The sequence below is a fragment of the Thiothrix litoralis genome, from assembly GCF_017901135.1.
GTDB classification, from domain to species: domain Bacteria; phylum Pseudomonadota; class Gammaproteobacteria; order Thiotrichales; family Thiotrichaceae; genus Thiothrix; species Thiothrix litoralis.
This window is the reverse complement of the sequence record NZ_CP072801.1, coordinates 4,056,148-4,074,354: the sequence shown is the minus strand read 5'-3', so window position 1 is coordinate 4,074,354 and position 18,207 is coordinate 4,056,148. Positions and strand designations below refer to the sequence as shown.

Annotated in this window: 10 protein-coding genes and 3 tRNA genes; 1 reads left to right on the top strand and 12 read right to left on the bottom strand. The window is 50.1% G+C overall.

Annotated features, from left to right (window positions below; translation table 11 throughout):
* Nucleotides 1–31 precede the first annotated feature (31 nt).
* From tuf to J9253_RS19695, 4 genes are all read right to left on the bottom strand, one after another.
* Entirely contained in the window at nt 32–1,222 is a 1,191-nt protein-coding gene (gene tuf, locus J9253_RS19710; protein WP_210222532.1) for an elongation factor Tu, read from the bottom strand.
* A gap of 33 nt (nt 1,223–1,255) precedes the next feature.
* A tRNA-Thr gene (locus J9253_RS19705) sits at nt 1,256–1,331 on the bottom strand.
* A 29-nt stretch (nt 1,332–1,360) separates the two neighbouring features.
* Nucleotides 1,361–1,434: transfer RNA gene (locus J9253_RS19700), tRNA-Gly, on the bottom strand.
* Between the two features lie 64 nt (nt 1,435–1,498).
* Nucleotides 1,499–1,583 (bottom strand) — tRNA-Tyr (locus J9253_RS19695).
* A gap of 186 nt (nt 1,584–1,769) precedes the next feature.
* On the opposite strand from J9253_RS19695, the gene J9253_RS19690 reads away from it, so the two are divergent.
* On the top strand, nt 1,770–3,095 hold the full coding sequence (locus J9253_RS19690) for a UDP-glucose dehydrogenase family protein (protein WP_210222531.1): 1,326 nt from the start codon (nt 1,770–1,772) through the stop codon (nt 3,093–3,095).
* A 4-nt stretch (nt 3,096–3,099) separates the two neighbouring features.
* On the opposite strand, the gene J9253_RS19685 is transcribed toward J9253_RS19690, so the two are convergent.
* The 8 genes from J9253_RS19685 to J9253_RS19650 all read right to left on the bottom strand — a co-directional run bounded on the left by J9253_RS19685 (nt 3,100) and on the right by J9253_RS19650 (nt 18,172).
* A complete protein-coding gene (locus tag J9253_RS19685; RefSeq protein WP_210222530.1) occupies nt 3,100–6,711 on the bottom strand; it encodes a translocation/assembly module TamB domain-containing protein in 3,612 nt (1,203 codons plus the stop codon).
* A complete protein-coding gene (locus J9253_RS19680) occupies nt 6,708–8,480 on the bottom strand; it encodes an autotransporter assembly complex protein TamA (protein ID WP_210222529.1) in 1,773 nt (590 codons plus the stop codon). Before J9253_RS19680 ends, J9253_RS19685 begins: the two co-directional genes overlap by 4 nt.
* A gap of 161 nt (nt 8,481–8,641) precedes the next feature.
* Nucleotides 8,642–10,885, bottom strand: coding sequence for a di-heme-cytochrome C peroxidase (locus J9253_RS19675; protein WP_210222528.1), 2,244 nt, complete (start codon nt 10,883–10,885; stop codon nt 8,642–8,644).
* A 31-nt stretch (nt 10,886–10,916) separates the two neighbouring features.
* A complete protein-coding gene (locus J9253_RS19670) occupies nt 10,917–12,491 on the bottom strand; it encodes a hypothetical protein (RefSeq protein ID WP_210222527.1) in 1,575 nt (524 codons plus the stop codon).
* 14 nt (nt 12,492–12,505) lie between these two features.
* Nucleotides 12,506–14,140 carry a hypothetical protein gene (locus tag J9253_RS19665; RefSeq protein ID WP_210222526.1) on the bottom strand — a complete coding sequence of 545 codons (1,635 nt, stop codon included), beginning with the start codon at nt 14,138–14,140 and terminating at the stop codon, nt 12,506–12,508.
* A gap of 310 nt (nt 14,141–14,450) precedes the next feature.
* The gene (locus tag J9253_RS19660; protein WP_210222525.1) at nt 14,451–14,984 is read right to left on the bottom strand and encodes a DUF2799 domain-containing protein; all 534 of its coding nucleotides are present in this window, start codon (nt 14,982–14,984) and stop codon (nt 14,451–14,453) included.
* Between the two features lie 43 nt (nt 14,985–15,027).
* Nucleotides 15,028–16,065 (bottom strand): ComEC/Rec2 family competence protein, encoded by a 1,038-nt coding sequence (locus tag J9253_RS19655; protein ID WP_210222524.1) that lies wholly within the window; start codon nt 16,063–16,065, stop codon nt 15,028–15,030.
* A gap of 181 nt (nt 16,066–16,246) precedes the next feature.
* Nucleotides 16,247–18,172 (bottom strand): hypothetical protein, encoded by a 1,926-nt coding sequence (locus J9253_RS19650; protein ID WP_210222523.1) that lies wholly within the window; start codon nt 18,170–18,172, stop codon nt 16,247–16,249.
* Between the last annotated feature and the right edge of the window lie 35 nt (nt 18,173–18,207).

Sequence of the window (18,207 nt, the reverse complement as noted above, 5' to 3'; positions counted from 1 at the left end):
CTCTCTGCTCTTTCAAAATACAAGAGGTTATTTACTCGAAGATTTTGGCAACAACGCCAGCACCAACAGTACGACCGCCTTCACGGATAGCAAAACGCAAACCGTCTTCCATCGCAATTGGGTTAATCAGGGTAACAACCAACTTAACGTTGTCGCCCGGCATAACCATCTCAACGCCTTCTGGCAGCTCGCAAGCGCCTGTTACGTCAGTTGTACGGAAGTAAAACTGTGGGCGATAGCCTTTGAAGAATGGCGTATGACGACCACCTTCATCCTTGGACAGAACATAAACTTCCGCTTCAAATTTAGTATGTGGCTTGATAGAACCTGGCTTACACAACACCTGACCACGCTCTACGTCGTCACGCTTGGTGCCACGCAGCAACAAACCCACGTTGTCACCCGCCATACCTTGGTCGAGCAACTTACGGAACATTTCAACGCCCGTAACAGTCGTGGTTTGAGTCGCACGAATACCAACGATCTCGATGGTTTCGCCCACTTTGACTACACCACGTTCGATACGACCAGTTACAACAGTACCACGACCGGAGATGGAGAATACGTCTTCCACAGGCATCAGGAAAGTGCCATCAACTGCACGCACCGGGTCTGGAATGAAGGTATCAATCGCTTCGATCAGACGAGCAATGGATGGCACGCCGATGTCAGACTCATCACCTTCCAGCGCCATACGGGCAGAGCCCTTGACGATGGGCGTATCATCACCAGGGAAGTCATAGCTGGACAGCAATTCACGCAGTTCCATTTCAACCAGTTCCAACAACTCTTCGTCATCAACCAGGTCGCACTTGTTCATGTAAACTACGACATAAGGAACGCCGACCTGACGGGACAGCAGGATGTGCTCACGCGTCTGTGGCATTGGGCCGTCAGCAGCGGAACAAACTAGGATTGCGCCGTCCATCTGTGCCGCACCCGTGATCATATTTTTAACATAGTCAGCATGGCCTGGGCAGTCAACGTGTGCGTAGTGGCGCGTCTCAGATTCATACTCAACGTGAGCAGTGGAAATGGTGATACCACGCGCTTTTTCTTCAGGAGCCGCATCAATCTGGTCATAAGCTTTTGATTCGCCGCCAAACTTTTTAGACTGAACAACGGTCAACGCCGCTGTCAATGTAGTTTTACCGTGGTCAACGTGACCAATGGTACCTACGTTTACGTGCGTTTTATTACGCTCAAATTTACTCTTTGCCATGATCGATAACTTCCCGTTGAATTCCTGAATAATTGGTGCTCTCAGGCAGAGTCGAACTGCCGACCTCATCCTTACCAAGGATGCGCTCTACCACCTGAGCTATGAGAGCAAAACCATTTTAACGACTCAGCCAGAAATTGGAGCGGGTGATGGGAATCGAACCCACGCAATCAGCTTGGAAGGCTGAAGTTCTACCATTGAACTACACCCGCCTGAAGTCGTGTGCCCGCATCGTACCGCATGACACAAATCAAGCTGAACGTGCAAACTAAAATATGGTGGAGGGGGAAGGATTCGAACCTTCGAAGGCAGAGCCAACAGATTTACAGTCTGTCCCCTTTGACCGCTCGGGAACCCCTCCGACTGGAAAGGACGGCATTGTGAGTGAATCACTCCCCAATGTCAACCTTGAAAAAGCAGAATCTTGTCATTAATTTTCGGCGGCCAAACTGGTAAGCTCGTCGGTTTAATTGTTACAAAAATTAGCGAGTACGATCATAATTCGTATCCCATATAAAAATCCAGTTATTTATTCAGGAACCAATCAATGAAGGTTACAATTTACGGTTCGGGCTATGTCGGCCTAGTAACGGGCGCATGTCTGGCACAAGTGGGCAACGATGTCCTGTGCGTCGATGTTGATGAACGTAAAATCAACATGTTACTCAACGGCGAAATCCCCATCCATGAACCTGGCCTAGACAAAATGGTGCAAGCCAACATCACCGCCGGACGCCTGAAATTCACCCTTTCCGCCGCCGAAGGCGTCGCCCACGGTCTATTCCAGTTCATTGCGGTTGGTACGCCGCCGGATGAAGATGGCTCCGCTGACCTACGTTATGTCCTGACCGTTGCCCGCTCCATCGCCCAGCACATGGACAGTTACCGCATCGTCGTCGACAAATCCACCGTGCCCGTTGGCACGGCTGACAGGGTACGTGCTGCCATGCAGGAAGTGCTGGAACAACGCGCCTTCAATGCCGAATTCGATGTGGTTTCCAACCCCGAATTCCTCAAGGAAGGTGCTGCGCTGGACGACTTCATGAAGCCCGACCGCATTGTCATCGGCACGGATAATCCCCGTACCACCGAACTGATGCGCGAACTGTACGCCCCTTTCAACCGCAGCCATGACCGTCTGGTGGAAATGGACATCCGCTCCGCCGAACTCACCAAGTACGCTGCCAATGCCATGCTAGCCACCAAAATCAGTTTCATGAATGAGCTGGCGAATATGGCAGAACTGCTGGGTGCGGACATCGAAAAAGTGCGCATTGGCATCGGTTCCGACCCGCGCATTGGCTACCATTTCATCTACCCCGGCTGTGGCTACGGCGGCTCGTGTTTCCCCAAAGATGTGCAAGCACTCGAACGTACCGCCCGCGAAATCGGCTACCATGCCGAACTGTTATCTGCCGTAGAATCGGTCAACTATCGCCAAAAAAACAAACCCTTCGAGAAGCTGCAAAAGCATTACGGCGCAAATCTGGAAGGCAAAACCGTGGCATTGTGGGGCTTGGCATTCAAACCCAACACCGACGACATGCGTGAAGCCTCCAGCCGCAACCTGATGGAAGCCCTGTGGCAACAAGGCGTCAAGGTACAAGCCTTCGACCCGGTAGCCATGGAAGAATGCACCCGCATCTACGGCCAGCGCGACGATTTGACCCTGTGCAACACCGCCGAAGACGCGCTGCAAGGTGCCGACTGTCTGGTAATCGTGACCGAATGGCAGCAATTCCGCAGCCCCGACTTCGAGGCCATCAAGTCCAAACTCAAAGACCCCGTGATCATCGATGGGCGCAACCTGTACTCACCAGAACAGATGGCGAAAAAGGGCATCACCTACTACGCCATCGGGCGCGGCTGCTAATGCCCTAATTCTCCCTTAATGGCCCCACATCGGTGTCGATCTTGTAAATCAGATCGACACCTTGCTGCACACCTGCTTGCGCTTCCACCTGCAAATGTTTGTTAATCTGGTAAGTAATCGCCACTCGCTGCAAAGAATCAAACAAACTCACGATGTAACGCACATAGAGTCGTGCCCCCAAACGCTTACCCAGCGCCAGCTCACTCTCGTCGAAATTACCATTTTTGGCTTTCAAGCCCACCTCATCCAAGCCTAGGCTACCGCCAAGCTGCTGTGCGAGACTTTCCCCACCTGCAACACCAAGTCCGGTAATCGCATCCATCAACAAGGCTGACTGGCTTCCACTCACACTCGACATCGCACGTCCCGTCAACAAATAACTCAAGGTATCGCTTTGCGTTTGTGTCGGCGTGGAAAATAGTGTCGATTCAGGCTGTTGCACCGTCCCTGCCAGTGAAATACCCACCTTGATTTCACCATCTTCGACTTCACGCACTGCCCGCACATCCAGCCCTGGATTATTCAACGGCCCATTGAAAATCAAACGCCCGCGCTCGATTTTCAGATTCTGGCCGTAAGCCTTGTAGACACCATCCACCACACTCAACACGCCTTCCGCGATAATGTCCTGACGGGTACGCAACACCCGCAGCTTACCTGCCAAGCGTGCATCCAACCCAAAACCATTGAACTTCACCTTGTCGCCCAGCTCAATCGTCACATTCGGCTTAATGTTTAAGGGCGCATCCTTCACCAAGACTTCAACTTGCCCAGACTGCCCCACAGTACCGGCGGAACGTCCCACAATAATCACATCATCCGAGCGGGCGCTAGCGGTCTGGGGAATTTCCCGCAAACTCACCGTCGCCTCAGGAATCAGCACCGTGCCAGAAATCGACACATCACTGGGACTCGCCTGAATCCTCAAATCCGGGGAAACCAGCGCCTGTACTTCATGCGTATCCATCAGCTTCAGGTTATTGCCCTGCAACGCCACATCTGCCTGCCAATTCGGCAAATTAGCCAATGACAACACACCATTGGCACTCATCATGCCTGACCCTGCCCGCAACGAACCATTGATGGTAGCCCGCTCGGTACCCGTGGCTTTCATGCTAAGGTTAATCGCATCGAGCGTCACGTCAGCTTCTGGCAAATGCACTTGCCCACCCGTCAAGCGCACATCCCCCGTAACGGCTGGCTGTTTCAACAGACCGGTTATCGTCACATCACCGTTAACGCTGCCTTGCAAGCGGGAAATCTGCGGTGAAAACCGCTCCAACCACGCAATATCCGGCATATTGGCACTCATACGCGCATTAATACGGTAATTGCCATCCGCCGGAGACAGATCAATACGCCCATCAGCGCGTAATTGCCCGTACCTGACCAAATCCAATTGCGCCGTCACATCCATTCGCCGATCGTTGAGACTCACATCAGCGCGGGTATTGGTGTATTGCAAGGTTTCGGTTTTGCCCTTGCTCCCCCGCATACTCACCGAACTGTCCGGCAAACGTAAGGCTACCTCCGCCACGGGCTTGCCGCCACGTTGCTCAAAACGGTAATCTGCATTGGCACTCCCCGCCACACTCAGGTTTTCTGGCAACCACGGGCGCAACATCACCAGCGGAATCTGCTGCAAGTCACCCGCAATACTGAAACCCGCCTGTGGTGTCCACGCCGGTTTGCCACACGCACGTGAAGCATCCCGCCGGGTCAAGCAAATCCTCGAACTGCTGAATGCTTTGGCTGAAGCCTGAAGACTGATCGGTGCTGCCATCGACCAATCACCCGCTGGCGTATCACGCAAGGAAAGGCTCGGAATCGTCCCCGTCCACTGCTCATTTTTCCAACCACCGTTAGCAGACACATCCATCTTGCCCACCTCGTGTACGATTTGCGCGGTCACGCGGTGATTGGTCACAGTTCCCTGCCCGTCCACCTTGGCAGATTCGATCAGCGTGTCACCGCTCTTGAAATCACGCAACGTACCCTTGATGTCGTAACGCTCGTCCACTTGCTGCGCTTTTAAATCCAACGCCCCCAGCCGATAATCCTGATAGCGTAATTTGCTGCCTTTCAAATCGGCCTGAATCTCTGGCTTATCCAGCTTGCCTTTGAGGATACCTTCGCCCTGCAAACTGCCTTCCAAGCCCTTCCAAGCTTTGGCAAGGTTTTTAGCATCCACTTTCCAACGCAAATCAAACGGCTCCATCGCCTGCCCGGAGACTTCCAGCCGGTTACCACCCGACTGAATAATGACATCTTGCGCCGCTAGCTTTTGCTTGCCCCAATCGAGTTTGCCCTTGGCATTCAGGTCGTAACCTTCCACCTTGCCAGACAAATCAGCGACATCCAGTTGCAATTGCGAACCATCCGACAAGCCACGCAAGACCCCCTTACCTTTGGCATTGCCCTTGATTTTCGGGTAAAGCTGGGTAAGGGCGGGCGCATCCAGTTGCCATTCCACCGCCAGTTTATCGCCCGCATTACCCTTGGCTTGCAGACGATTATCCCCGACTTTGGCATCCAGTGAATGCAAGGCCAGCAACTTGCCGTTCCAGTCGCCCCGCCCTTTGGCATCCACCGGGTAATCGCGCAACTTGCCTTGCAACTGCGTAATATCCAGCGCAATGTCGGTTTTGCCGCCGCTCAACGCGCCCTTGGACGTCAACGCCACATCCAGCTTGGCTGGCCATTCTTTGAGGAACGCCGCCGGATTAATTTGCTTGCCGGTCAGAGCTGCATCCCAATCAAAGCCATTCTGCCAACCGATGCTGCCCTTGGCCGTCAGGCCACCCGCTTCACCATCAAGTTGCAACTGACTGATTGCGAGGTCGTTAAACGTCCCCTTGCCCTGCAATTTTCCCTGATAACGTGGGTAAGTGTCATATTTCCAATCCGCATCCAGACCCAGATCGTAGTGCTGTAACTCGCCACCCAACTGGATTGCGGCCTTGCCTACGCCCCAGATTTTGCTGTCGGAAACCACGTTCAGACGGGTATCCAAGGCGTGCGGCTTATCCAGCCCCATGCTGCCATCCAGCGCAAGGTCGGCTTTACCCTGAGCGTCGTAAATCTGCGTTTTCAGGCTATCCACTTGCAAGCGCCCATCGCGAGTATGCCCGGTCAAGGCCACATCGCGGAAGCGCAATACCTCCGCCCCCGTGTGGATTTCCAGCTCACCAATCTCAACTTGCTGAGCATCCACATTCAAGGGCAGCAAAATACTGGGCAGTTCAAATGGCTCATTCTTCCCTGCATCCGCAGGCGTATCCTGAAGCGTTACCACCAGTTTATCGGCGTGCAAGCTTTCCACATGCAGCGTAGGCGGCGTGCCCATATCGAGGGAATTTTTCAGCACCACATTGCTGGCCTCCACGCGGGTAGTCGCGTCTTCCCAACGCAAACTGCCCAGCGACACCCCGTCTATGAGTGCGCCCCCCACGCCTTGCAGCGCCAACTCCGGCACGAAACGCTGGGCAGTGCCCAACAACAAACGGGTTCCGGCTTGCGAAACGGCCAAAAAGACCCCGAATGCCAACGCCAGCACTACGCCAAGCAGCAGCACCGCCAGCGGATGCACCAATAAGTATTTTAGCCACGTTTTCACAAATCAGGCCCCAAGCTGAAGTAGAAATGCACATCACCCGGATCATCCGTCGGGGACGCAATATCGGCGCGGATAGGCCCCAGCGGTGATTTGTAACGTGCCCCGAAACCAGCACCGACCTTCATGCTCAAATCCGCAGCATCATCAAAAGCATTTCCCGCATCGACAAAAGCGGCTGCGCTCCACTTATCTTGCACAGGGTGTTCATATTCCACACTGCTGGTCAGCAGGTGCTTGCCACCGATAACATCACCAGCCGTATTGGTTTCGCCCAGTGACTCAAAATCGTAACCGCGCACTGAGCTTTGCCCACCCGCAAAAAAACGCAGGGATTTGGGCATTTCATCCAGATCACTGGTCACGGTCGTGCCTGCCGAACCTTGTAGGATCAGCTTGTCACCACGCTCCAAGGTATGCAGGTATTTAGCATTCACTTTACCCTGTAACAGGCTTTGATCACTCAGCACACCTTTTACTGCCCCCTGTACCTCTGCCGCCAACTGCCAGCCCTGAGTGGGGAATAATAAATCGTCCGTTTTGGTCTTTTTGAGACGCCCCCCTACCAGTGCCAGTTGGGAGCGGGTTTCATCCTCACTGACCACCTTCGTCGTCTCGTCAAGGTAATTAATGAAAACCGTTTGTTGCCAGTCATCCGCGCTACGACGGTTGTAATCCACCCCCAGCTTGAGCGCTGTACTCTCGATGTCATCACTATCGGTATGCTGCCAACCGCCTGACAAGCTGGTGTATTCGTGTTCAGGATGCCAGAGTGGAACTTTGTAAGTCCCCTCCACTGACTGTTCATTTTGTGCGAGCACGCCCTTGGTACTGAGCTTGTGGCCTTTATCATTCACCCAATGAGCCTCCATGCCCGCTTCAACACGAAAGCCCGTGTCTGTACCGTAACCTGTCTGTCCTGTATAAGTGTAACGCTTACGCCGCTGAGCAGTAATGCTGACTGGAACAGCGCCATTCTCAGCCTTCTGGTAAGCGCCATTCACCTGCACATCACTGTAATAACCGCTCCCATCCAGAATACGCTGCTGTTTCAACAGTGTTTCGGCGTTGTACGTGTCGCCTTCGCGCACCCGCAGGTAACGGTTCAGGTATTTTTCGGCCAACACATCCTGCTCTACCTTGACCTTGCCAACCTGATAGCGCTTGCCCGTATCAAAATGTAAACGCACTTGTGCCTGACGGGTATCGGGGTCGACCTGTATTTCACGCACGATATATTCTGCATCGAAAAAGCCCAGATTATTGGCTGTTCGATTAAGGTTGGCTTTGAAATCTTCGTACTGCTGGTGTACGAATACATCGCCCTTTTGATAAGGCGGAACGGCGCTAATAGCACGAAACTCTGGCAAATCCTTGCCCACTCCCGTCACCTGCACCTCGACTTGGGTCACCTTAACAGGCTCGCCGGGCTGAACAGCAACGTGTAAAGCCAGACAATTACCCTGCTGCGCTGACGTGACCTGAAAGCGGGCACTGTAATAGCCCATCGCTTCCGCACCTTCGTGCAGTTTTTCCTCCGCAGACTCGATGAAGCGCCCGACCCGATCACTAGAACTATCGCATTTGAGGTTACGCAAGGAGGGCATAAACGCCTTCAAATTATCCGCCAGCGCGGTATCCGCCCCTTGAATGCTGACCTTAACCGGCGATTCGGCTTTGGCGGCAGCATCCTCTTCGGTTTGCTGGAAAAAAGCGGCAAACCCAGGCGAACTTACCCCCAACAAGCACAAACCCCAAACGAATTGTTTCATAGGCAAGATCGCATCCTTTTAAGCGTTACTGACAATGATTGTAACCTACCTATTCTGAACACTAACACACATGACAAAAAATTGGCGTCAGATCAGCAGGTCATACTCATAACCCGCTGATTTGACGCCTTACAATGAGAGTCAAGTGATTATCTGCTCAACTACAGGGTCTTCAAAAACTCAATAAGCTCCCAGCGCTCATCTTCCGATAATTTACGGCCAATAACACCTTTAGTGCTGCCCTTCACGTCATCAAAGACATGCCCCGCATTACTGTTAGCAGGCTGGTTCACATCAAACTCGTAAATAGCCTTACGGAAGCTCAAACGGGCAGACAAGTTACGCTTATCACACACCGCTTTGCCATCAACAATACCTGTTTCGTAACCTACTTTTACAGGGTCAAATTCGAGGTTGCCAACACAAAATTTATCAGGTCGTTCAGCTTGTGGAGACAATAGCGACCACAAGTTGGGGATGGAACCATTATGTAAAAACGGAGCCGTCGCCCAAACACCATCGAGTGGTCGTGTACGGTAATACAATTGCGCCTCCTTGCCCTCTGCCTTGTCCAACAGCGCCTGAACCAGATTAGGGTTAGGGCAGTTCTTGCGCTTACCCCACAACATTAACTGCTCAGCTTCGCTCATGCCTTCTTGCTGCATCAACTTATCAACTGTTTTCTTCGTCGCCTCCATTAACGCCAAGCCAAACAAAACCTTGGTTTGCACGCCGGGTTTAATGCCGAGCTTGTCAATCGCAGCCGCAGGGTAGCCACAGCCTTCCAGCAATTTGTAAGGGTCAAGCTGCAAATATTCCGGCACATTTACCGTTCTATTGAGCAGGACGCTTGCTTGGGCAGGGTCTGTACCCAATTCACTGAGGGGAATTTCCGGTGCGTTCAGGTATTTCTCGCCCTCCAGATCCACCCAGTGCTTGGAATTCCAGAAAGCAGGGTCAGACACGGGTTCCAAATGGCATCCCATACAGAGTTCGCTATACAGCTTTCGACCCTTATCAGCCTTGGTCTGATCAATTTGCCAAACTTCCTGCTGCGGAAAAATCGCGCTAGGCCATTTGGGTGCTTGCAAGCCCTTAAATCCGCGCGTTTCACCAACGAAGGGGCTTGACCCTTGCAACAACTCCTCCATATCAACCAGATTGCCAAGGTCAACGGAAGAACCGTACAGAGGTGCTGCCGGATTATTCGGTTGTTGCAAGTTGAGTAATGCCCTTACCCCCAAGGCTTCACCCGCATTGCGGATCAGCGGGTGCTCGATTGAACCATCATATTGCGCCCACAAAAACCAAGGCGTTGACCAGATATACGGGAAGCTGACCGGCGCATTATTGGCGGCAAGATTTTCCTTGATCGCCTTATCCGGCTTGTTGGCGTCAATAATGTCGGAATAAAACACCTGATTGCCAATCCGGTTAAGCGCATCCAAACGACCAAAACCCGGATCTAAGTTCTCGCAGTTATCCGATTCTGTACAACGTTGCGTGACAATCGTCTTTTCCAAACCTGCAACTGTTTTACCCTGCTTGATAGCAGCCTTAAGCGCCCCTCTCAACTGCTTCTGGAATGCATCAAACGCCTGCTTATCATCCAACGGTATATTTTTGCGTTTAGCCATCCGCTCAGCAAAACGGTCAAAACGCCCTGGCATCTTATCGGTCAAAGCCAATGCCACACCCATAGCACTGCGAAACTTATCAAGATGCGTCATCGCAGGTGCACCATCCATGCGAATATCAGTACCCTGATAAGTAAAATGCCCCGTGTGGCAGGCAGCGCAAGTTAACCCAATGCTATCGCCATTCATCGGTTTGCCATCAGCAGGGCTGCGTGCCTCACCCACGCTAGCCACTTTGAATTTTTCAGCTTTGAGCTTAACGAAGCCGACGGGCAAACCATCCTGATTTTCATCAAAATCCTTCCAGTCATAGACCTCTTTCTTTTCACCCTGCCCAACATTTTGCCCGGCATAATCAGGATTACCCGCCGTTGCCTCGTTATAACGGCGGTATCCATGCCCATCCCGCTCCCAACCTGAAGGGCTGCTGATGAAACCCAGACGTGCCAGATAAGCCGAATCATGCAGCATTGGTGGGTTGGAAAGCAGTGAAATTTCAGGTGCTTCCAGCGACATAAACCAGTCATAAGGTATAGGGATAGTGGCCGTGCCTTGTGGCGCATGATGGAACCAAAAACGATCACGATCAGACCAGTTTTGGTCAAGCCAGACGGCACGTTTAATCTCATCCCGCTCCGGCAGACCCGGCGCGATAACAAACTTCAGAGAAGCGCTCCCGAAATAATAAAACGCCCCGGCAACACACAACAATAGCAACACCATGACACCGAGGGTTTTGGCAACCCAAGGAATAATTCTAAGTTTCATACAATACTCTCACCATCTAAACGGTTGCGGCTTATTTCACGCGATCGAAACACGCATCTAAATCATTGACACACTCAACAACCTCAGCCGTTTCGGTCATGGTACGACGGGTTGCGGAAGGAAGAGCGGTATCCACACTCGACTCACCAAACCAACCGAAATTGCGGAGATTCCATTGACGATCAGGAAGTACATTGCTTGCGAGCCCTTTAAATGACTCTACGCCCAGAAGCTCCATTTCCCGGCGGGTTTCGGTATGACAACTAATACAATCGGTATTGAAGAAGTGCGCTTGTGCCGGGTTAGCAATAACATCGACCACGGGTCGAACACGTTCAGACGCTTTTTTTGCCTCCACTTGTAACTTTTCTTGGATAACTTGCAACCTTTTCTCTTCTGCTTGAAACTCCAATAATTGATCGCTCATGATTTTTTTATCTTCCTGATCCTCAGATGTCTCTAGGCTTGCTTTGAGACGCTCTATCTCTGCCTCAGCCTTCATAACTTCCATATCAGTCCTGCTAACCTGCATCGCTGCTTCAAACAGCTCAGCGGTTGACACGCCTTTGCGCTCTCCTTCAGGCACAGACAAAGATTGGCAAGTAATAGGGTTCAGATTATTCGTTGCAGATTTGGGGGTAACTGTCACAACATCATGGGATGATTGCGAAACATTCAGATTTATCATTTGAGTGAATTGTGGCGTTTGTGCTGATTGCAGCAAGGCAGGCGAAGGTACGGGGATAACCTTTCCAGTACCAGGGTCTACCACCATTGAGGCAAAGAACCATTTGTCAGGCCCTGCGACACCAACGCCCATCGCCGCAATCGCCCTGAACTGGCCTTGTGGCAAATGTTTGTTGAGAAATGATTTGATACGCTCATGAGTTGCTTGGCGAGTTTGAGCATTACTCAAGGCTGGGTATACACCTAAATCACCCTCAGTATTGATTTTGACACCCCCTAGTTTACCTTCCGTTAAATCCATTTTTAGCTGGGTAAGGTCGGCGAGGATGGATTTGAATTTTTCCCGATCAGGCTTGGGACGTGGAAAACAACCATTAGGCACAGACGTATCCGCACCACTCGTGTAGTTGTAGATTAGGTGCAAAGCAAAATCATGTACGACGGGTTTTCCTGTCTCAGCATCCTGCGTGACGGGAACCATAATCAAACGAATTTGCGGTATTGTGCCAAACTGTTTTCTAATGTCATCGGAAACCCCCGGAGCACTGGGATCAACCCTAATGGCAGATACATACCAAGCCGTTTTTTTACCTCTGATGAAACCTTTAAACTCATCGTTGGGAATATCAATACCTAGGTCTTCCACCTGAAGGGCTGGGCTATGTATTGCCTCTTCCATATTCGCAAAAACGTTATCCGGCATCGCATTGCCGAGGTCAGCCAAGGAAATCTGAAGCGCCATATCCTCTTTGGTTTTCGGAGGCGGAAACAGAATGGAAACATCGTTGGCAGATAACTTCATAGCCTGCCCTTTATCGGGTTCAGCTACCTGTTTATTGTCTGAATCCTGAGAATGACTACATCCCACTGTTAATAGGCTTGCACACATCAGTACAGTAAATAAATTTGATGACGACATTTTCTTACACTCCCTTATTTTACTCGGTTATAGCACGCATCTAGATGATTAATGCACTCGACGGCCTCGGCTGTTTCCGTTTGTGTGCGCCGCGTTACGCTAGGAGCCGACAGAAACCAGCCAAAATTACGAACATTGTATGGGCTAGCAGGCAGCACTTTTTTGGAAATTCCGGGGAAAGCATCCTTATCTAGCAGCTCCATTTCCCGGCGAGTTTCAGTGTGACAACTCACGCAGTCAGTATTGAAGAAGTGGCTTCTTGACACATCAGCGATAGCATCAACCACTGGCTTCACCTTTGCTTTGGCTGCCTTATCCGTTTTTTCATCACCGACCAGGGTAATATCGAACAGTTCTGCCGTGGCTACACCTTTACGCTCATCTTTAGGTACAGCGAGCGACTGACAGGTTATGGGATTCAAATTATTGTTGATAGGCTCAGGGAAAACATGCACATCCCCCGTCACAAAACTCAACATTTGGGAGAATTGCAGATGTTCCTTTGACTGCATCAGAGTAGGCGATGGTACAGGTATGTACTTCCCTGTAGCCGGATCAAGCGCCATCGACAAGAAAATCCACGGCTCAACACCATTTCCGCCCAAGCCCATGACGGCCATCGCCACCAAACGGCCTTGTGGCAGATGTTGGTCGAGGATGGATTTAAGGCGGTCACGCACGGCTTTACGGGTTTTCGGATTAGCCAACCCGGGATGCACATTCAATACGCCATCCGTGTTTATCTTGACACCACCGAGCTTGCCTGCGCCCAGATCACGTTTCAATGAGGCCAGATCATCAACAATCGCCTTGAATGTTGCCCGATCAGGCTTTGCACGCGCTCGACAACCCGTACCCGGTTGGGCTGGGTCAAAGCCATCAATGAAGCTGTAGACCAGATGCAGCGCAAAATCATGATCCTTTGCACTTGTTTTAGTGACATCCGTAACAGGGCTTAGGATCAGTCGAATCTGTGGAGATGTGCCAAATTGTTTTCTGATATTGTCTGAAACGCCCGGTGCGCTTGGATCAACCCTGATGCCAGTTACATGCCAAGCCGCTTTTTTGCCTTTGACGTTATCCGGGAACGTAATCTGGAGATTACTTGGATCAACGCTTACATCGTTTTCTTCAGGTACTGTTCCATTTGAAGCCTTAGCGAGCATATCCTTCATTTTGTTATTAACATCATCTGGATTGATCTGTCCCGCCGCACCCGTTGCCAGCTCTTCCATATTATTGAAAGCGGCATCTGGTAATGCTGACTTGAGGTCAGCTAAGGAAATTTGGGCTTCCATGTCTTTTTTATTTTGTGGGGGTTGGAACAAAATGGAAACATCATTAGCCGAGAGAGGTAACGGCTTTGGTTTAGCTTCGGGTTTGGCTTCGGGTTTGGCTTCGGGTTTGGCTTCGGGTTTGGCTTCGGGTTTGGCTTCGGGTTTGGCTTCGGGTTTGGCTTCGGGTTTGGCTTCGGGTTTGGCTTTTATCTCAGGCTCTTTAATAGACCTCTGAAAATCACCACAACTGGTCATCAACAAACCTGCTAATGCAAAAACCAAAACACTCCTGAGCAAAGGAAATGTTAGAAAATGACATTCACAGAAACTAAATTTTGTTTTCAAGAACGTAAACAAAAATGAATAACGCATTCCACAGGACTCCTTTAATCTAAACACTCACCAGCATAAACATTCACACTAAAAAAAAGCCGCAGGCGAATGTTTGACATCACCATCCATATAAGCCAATAATATTAACTTATAACAATCGCATGTGATTAATTTCTATATGCAAATATTAACCATTCATATGGCGTCCCGCAACTCAACTAAAGATACATGAAATACGACTAAAGTTGTAAAACTACAACTTTAGTCGTACATTGATATAGAATGAATTTTGCACAAACTGAAAAAAATGCTATCACAGCACCATACAGTGTTTCCAACAAGCGTGAGCTTAGCGACCTAATGCGTCTTTTTCGCGCTTGAGCACGTCAATTTCTTTTTCGATCAGACTCTTTTCCCGATAAAGCATATCCACATCCTGTGCCGTGGATTGAACTTTGCCGCTCTTGATGTCACTCAATTTTTGCTCAATTTTGTTGCGTTCATCTTCTTTGCCGCTAACGGCCTTTTGCTTTTTGTTTAACTCCTTACCTTTTGCCAGACCTCGATTGAAATCTTCTGCCAGCCCTGGTTTGTTACACAGACCGGAGACAGACTTACCTTTTTCGCCGACTTCCACACCTTTGTCGTAAGTACAAAATGCCTTAGCACCATTGTTGTAACCGCCCATATAGGCTGTCTGGTCAGGTGTCACGCCTGCCTTGGCGCAATCTTTGCTGTAATCGCTGAGCATAACACTGCTGCCGCTCATAGCATCCGAGTAACCAAGTTTCACCCAATCAGCCGTTTTGCACTCTTCCGGTTCTAATGTCGCGCATGATGTCAGCAAAACACTGACCCCCATCACTAACCACGCAGATTTCATCGTCTGTATCTCCCTCTTAAATAAACATCATTTACGTCAAAAATTAAAAGCTTAAAAATTTATACCCATCTTCACCCTCTTTGGGGAACTCAATACGGTAGTGGTACGTTTCCCGCCACTCGGCTTTTTCCCAGTGTCGGTTGAATCTTGTTTTGTAGTTAAAGTGCAACGTTGATTCAGCCGTGCCAAACTTGACAATTTTTGCGATGGCTGCATCATCGGGATGCTGAAAATGATTCCCGTTGGTTGAAATCAAGTAATGTTTACAATCCAACAGTTCAAGCAACGTTTTGGACAAATTGTTTTGGCTACCGTGATGCGGAATTTTGAATAAATCGACACGGAGCGGCTTAGCTTTTGATGCCCCCAAACGTTTCAGTTCAGCTTCCAATACATCAACATGGGCATCGCCCGATAACAAAAATTTCTTACCCTGATATTCAAGCATAAACGCAATACTGCAACCATTGGCTTTGGAATGATCGCCTTTGGTTTTTTCTGCTGCCAACGCATCAACGTTGATCTGCATTTTTTCGGCCTCACTCAAACTCACTCTGGCCATAGGCGTTGGAATAATCGGGACGCCGGGAATCATGCCCGCCTCAGCGCATTCCTTTCCCCAAACCGGGATCATTTCCTCCAGCTTTTTCCGGCTGGGTGACAGTAACGTCAGTTGTACCTCACCGAAGTTTATGACGTTGTTCGGCACAGCCGATAGCTCGACTGCCCCACCACCAAATTGCTGATTCCACGCCCAGCCTTTTTGCTGAATCAACGGGCTGAGTTCCTCCCCCATAACTGCCCCGAACACGGGTGCGGGTTCATCAGGATCAAGTGCTGTCACCGGCTCTACGGGTGCAGGTGGGGCGGGTGTCGTACCAATCAAATGATACCAACCGTTAAACCAGATGTTATTGACCTTTAACTGCTGGGAATCGTCCTTCATGAGGGACAGCACACCCTCAATATGGTCACGGTCAACATGCGTCACCACCAAGAGTTCCAATTCCTGAATGCCATGCTCAGCAAGACACGGCTTAATAGCCTTTTGATAGGTCGAGGCAAGCCCACCATCAATCATTTTTGTCGTCGTCTGCACCGTAAGTGATCAGCAGGCAATCACCTTCGTTGGCAGGTAACATCGTCATTGTCAGCGATTTATTCATCATCATGACCTTTCTTGAAAAAAGTCCGCCTGCTTTCACAGGCGGTAATGTTGAGGGTCTTACTACTTTATTTCACGTCATCGCATACCCGAGGCATTACCACAACGCAGGGTTACTGCGTAATAATGGAACACTGGATGTACTACTGGTGGCTGCGCGTTGGGCAGGTGCAAATAGCACTGGCAAGGTATCGTCACTCGTATTAACAGCGGCATATGATTGCTGTTCACTTAAAAAGAACAACATATCCTCAAGGGTATACTCACCCAAACGTGACAATGCTACCCATGTGTATGTGTTATTTTCGTCGAAGGTACCATCAGTCGCCGCATCATAAGTTTTTGATACTAAGCGGTTGCCATCATAACCGTAGCGATAACTGTCACTATTACGAGAGACAACCGTTGCACCATCCCCTGCAAGCTTGGTTGTATCGACTTTCACTGCGTCAAGATAACCAGCCGTGTTCCATGTATAGCGGAAATCTTCCGATTGAGCATTCGTCGTGCCCCGTTTATAAATACGCAACAAGCGAGCAAGGTTATTACTAGTGGCCAGGGTAATATCACTGAGGTCAAGACTGCCGTAGGTCAGAATATCCTGCACACTGCCAACGACACTCCCATTCATGCTATAAGTACGTGTCGCTCCACCCAGAACGGCATTCGCTTCGTTATTGAAACGGAACTCCCCGGTATTGGACTCAGTTTCTACACCCGCCGCATTCAACTTACTGTAGGTGCGCTTGGTCAGATTGCCCATGGCATCGTAAGTATAACCGTAACGTAACGTCGCCAAAGTCGCACCAGTAGCATTACTTTCAACAACTTCCTTCTGCGTCCGGTTGCCGGAACTGTCATGGCTGATGGTCGTCGTCTTGAGTGTGGTAACGCCTGCTGCCGTCACCGCTTCCAAAATCTTTTCTACTTCACCGTAGGTGTTGTAGCTGAAATCGACCACCCTATTACTCGACCCAATATTTACCCCGCTCAGGGTTTCATCCGTCTCCGTTCGCTTAATGATCTGCCCTTGAGCATCCACATTATCAGTTGAACTAAAGCGTGTGCTCAAAGCACCATCAACATACCCATTATATTGATAGGAAAGGATATAATTGGCGGCATTATAACCCCATGCTTGTTCGATGTCTTTCAGGCCAGTGGTTGCCTCCACCCCAAGTTTGCCCACCAATCTTTCGGCGCTATCGTATTGAAACGTATAATTCACCTGTGGCTTCGTAGCACTGTGTGGGGTTTCGGACGAGCTAATCAGCTTGCCTGCGGCATCGTAACGCAAACTAGTACTGAAACCACTGCCATCAACCTTGCTGGAGAAGATATCCTGTGCCGCATAACCGGGGAATGCCTTACCAGTGGTTTTTTCCAACAGTTTCACCAAATAAGCTTGCTGCATTTCCACTGCACAATTGCAGCCCAGCAATGGCTGTGGGCGCTGCGTATACAAACCCGCTCGCATAGCCTGCCCGACAAGTTGTTCTAGGCGTGGCACAAAAACGGCGTAATCCAAATTAAAATTCAGCGCCCCGGACTGCATATGCGACAAATTCGCCAAGCCTGATGGCAAACTAACACCATTACTGATGTTCTGGTCGCTATCCATCCTGATTAGAAAAGCCAAACGGTTAAGCAATTTATCATAAGCATTCGGTGTCGGATTGGTTGCCGCTTGTTGCATAAGTGGAATCAGTGTATCGGCACTTATACCGCTAACAGTATCCAGCAAATCTTTATCAGTAGCGGTACATGGTAATGTCCCCAATATGACACTACCGACTTTCAAGGTGACCGTTTCTCCACTTTGACAACTGAAGCCCCCTTCTGCTGTTGTCACGCCTGAAGTCGTGGCCGTACTAAAACTAACACCCTGTACAATAGGAGCAACCAAACGCCCACTCGCTGTAGCACTAGTATTGTTACTGCCACCGCCGCAAGCTGTTAATAATAGCGCTGCCGCTACCTGTGTCACTAATATTGTCCGTTTTAAATGTTTTATCGTATACATATCTATTTTCCTGTTTACAAAAGCCCTTAACCAAT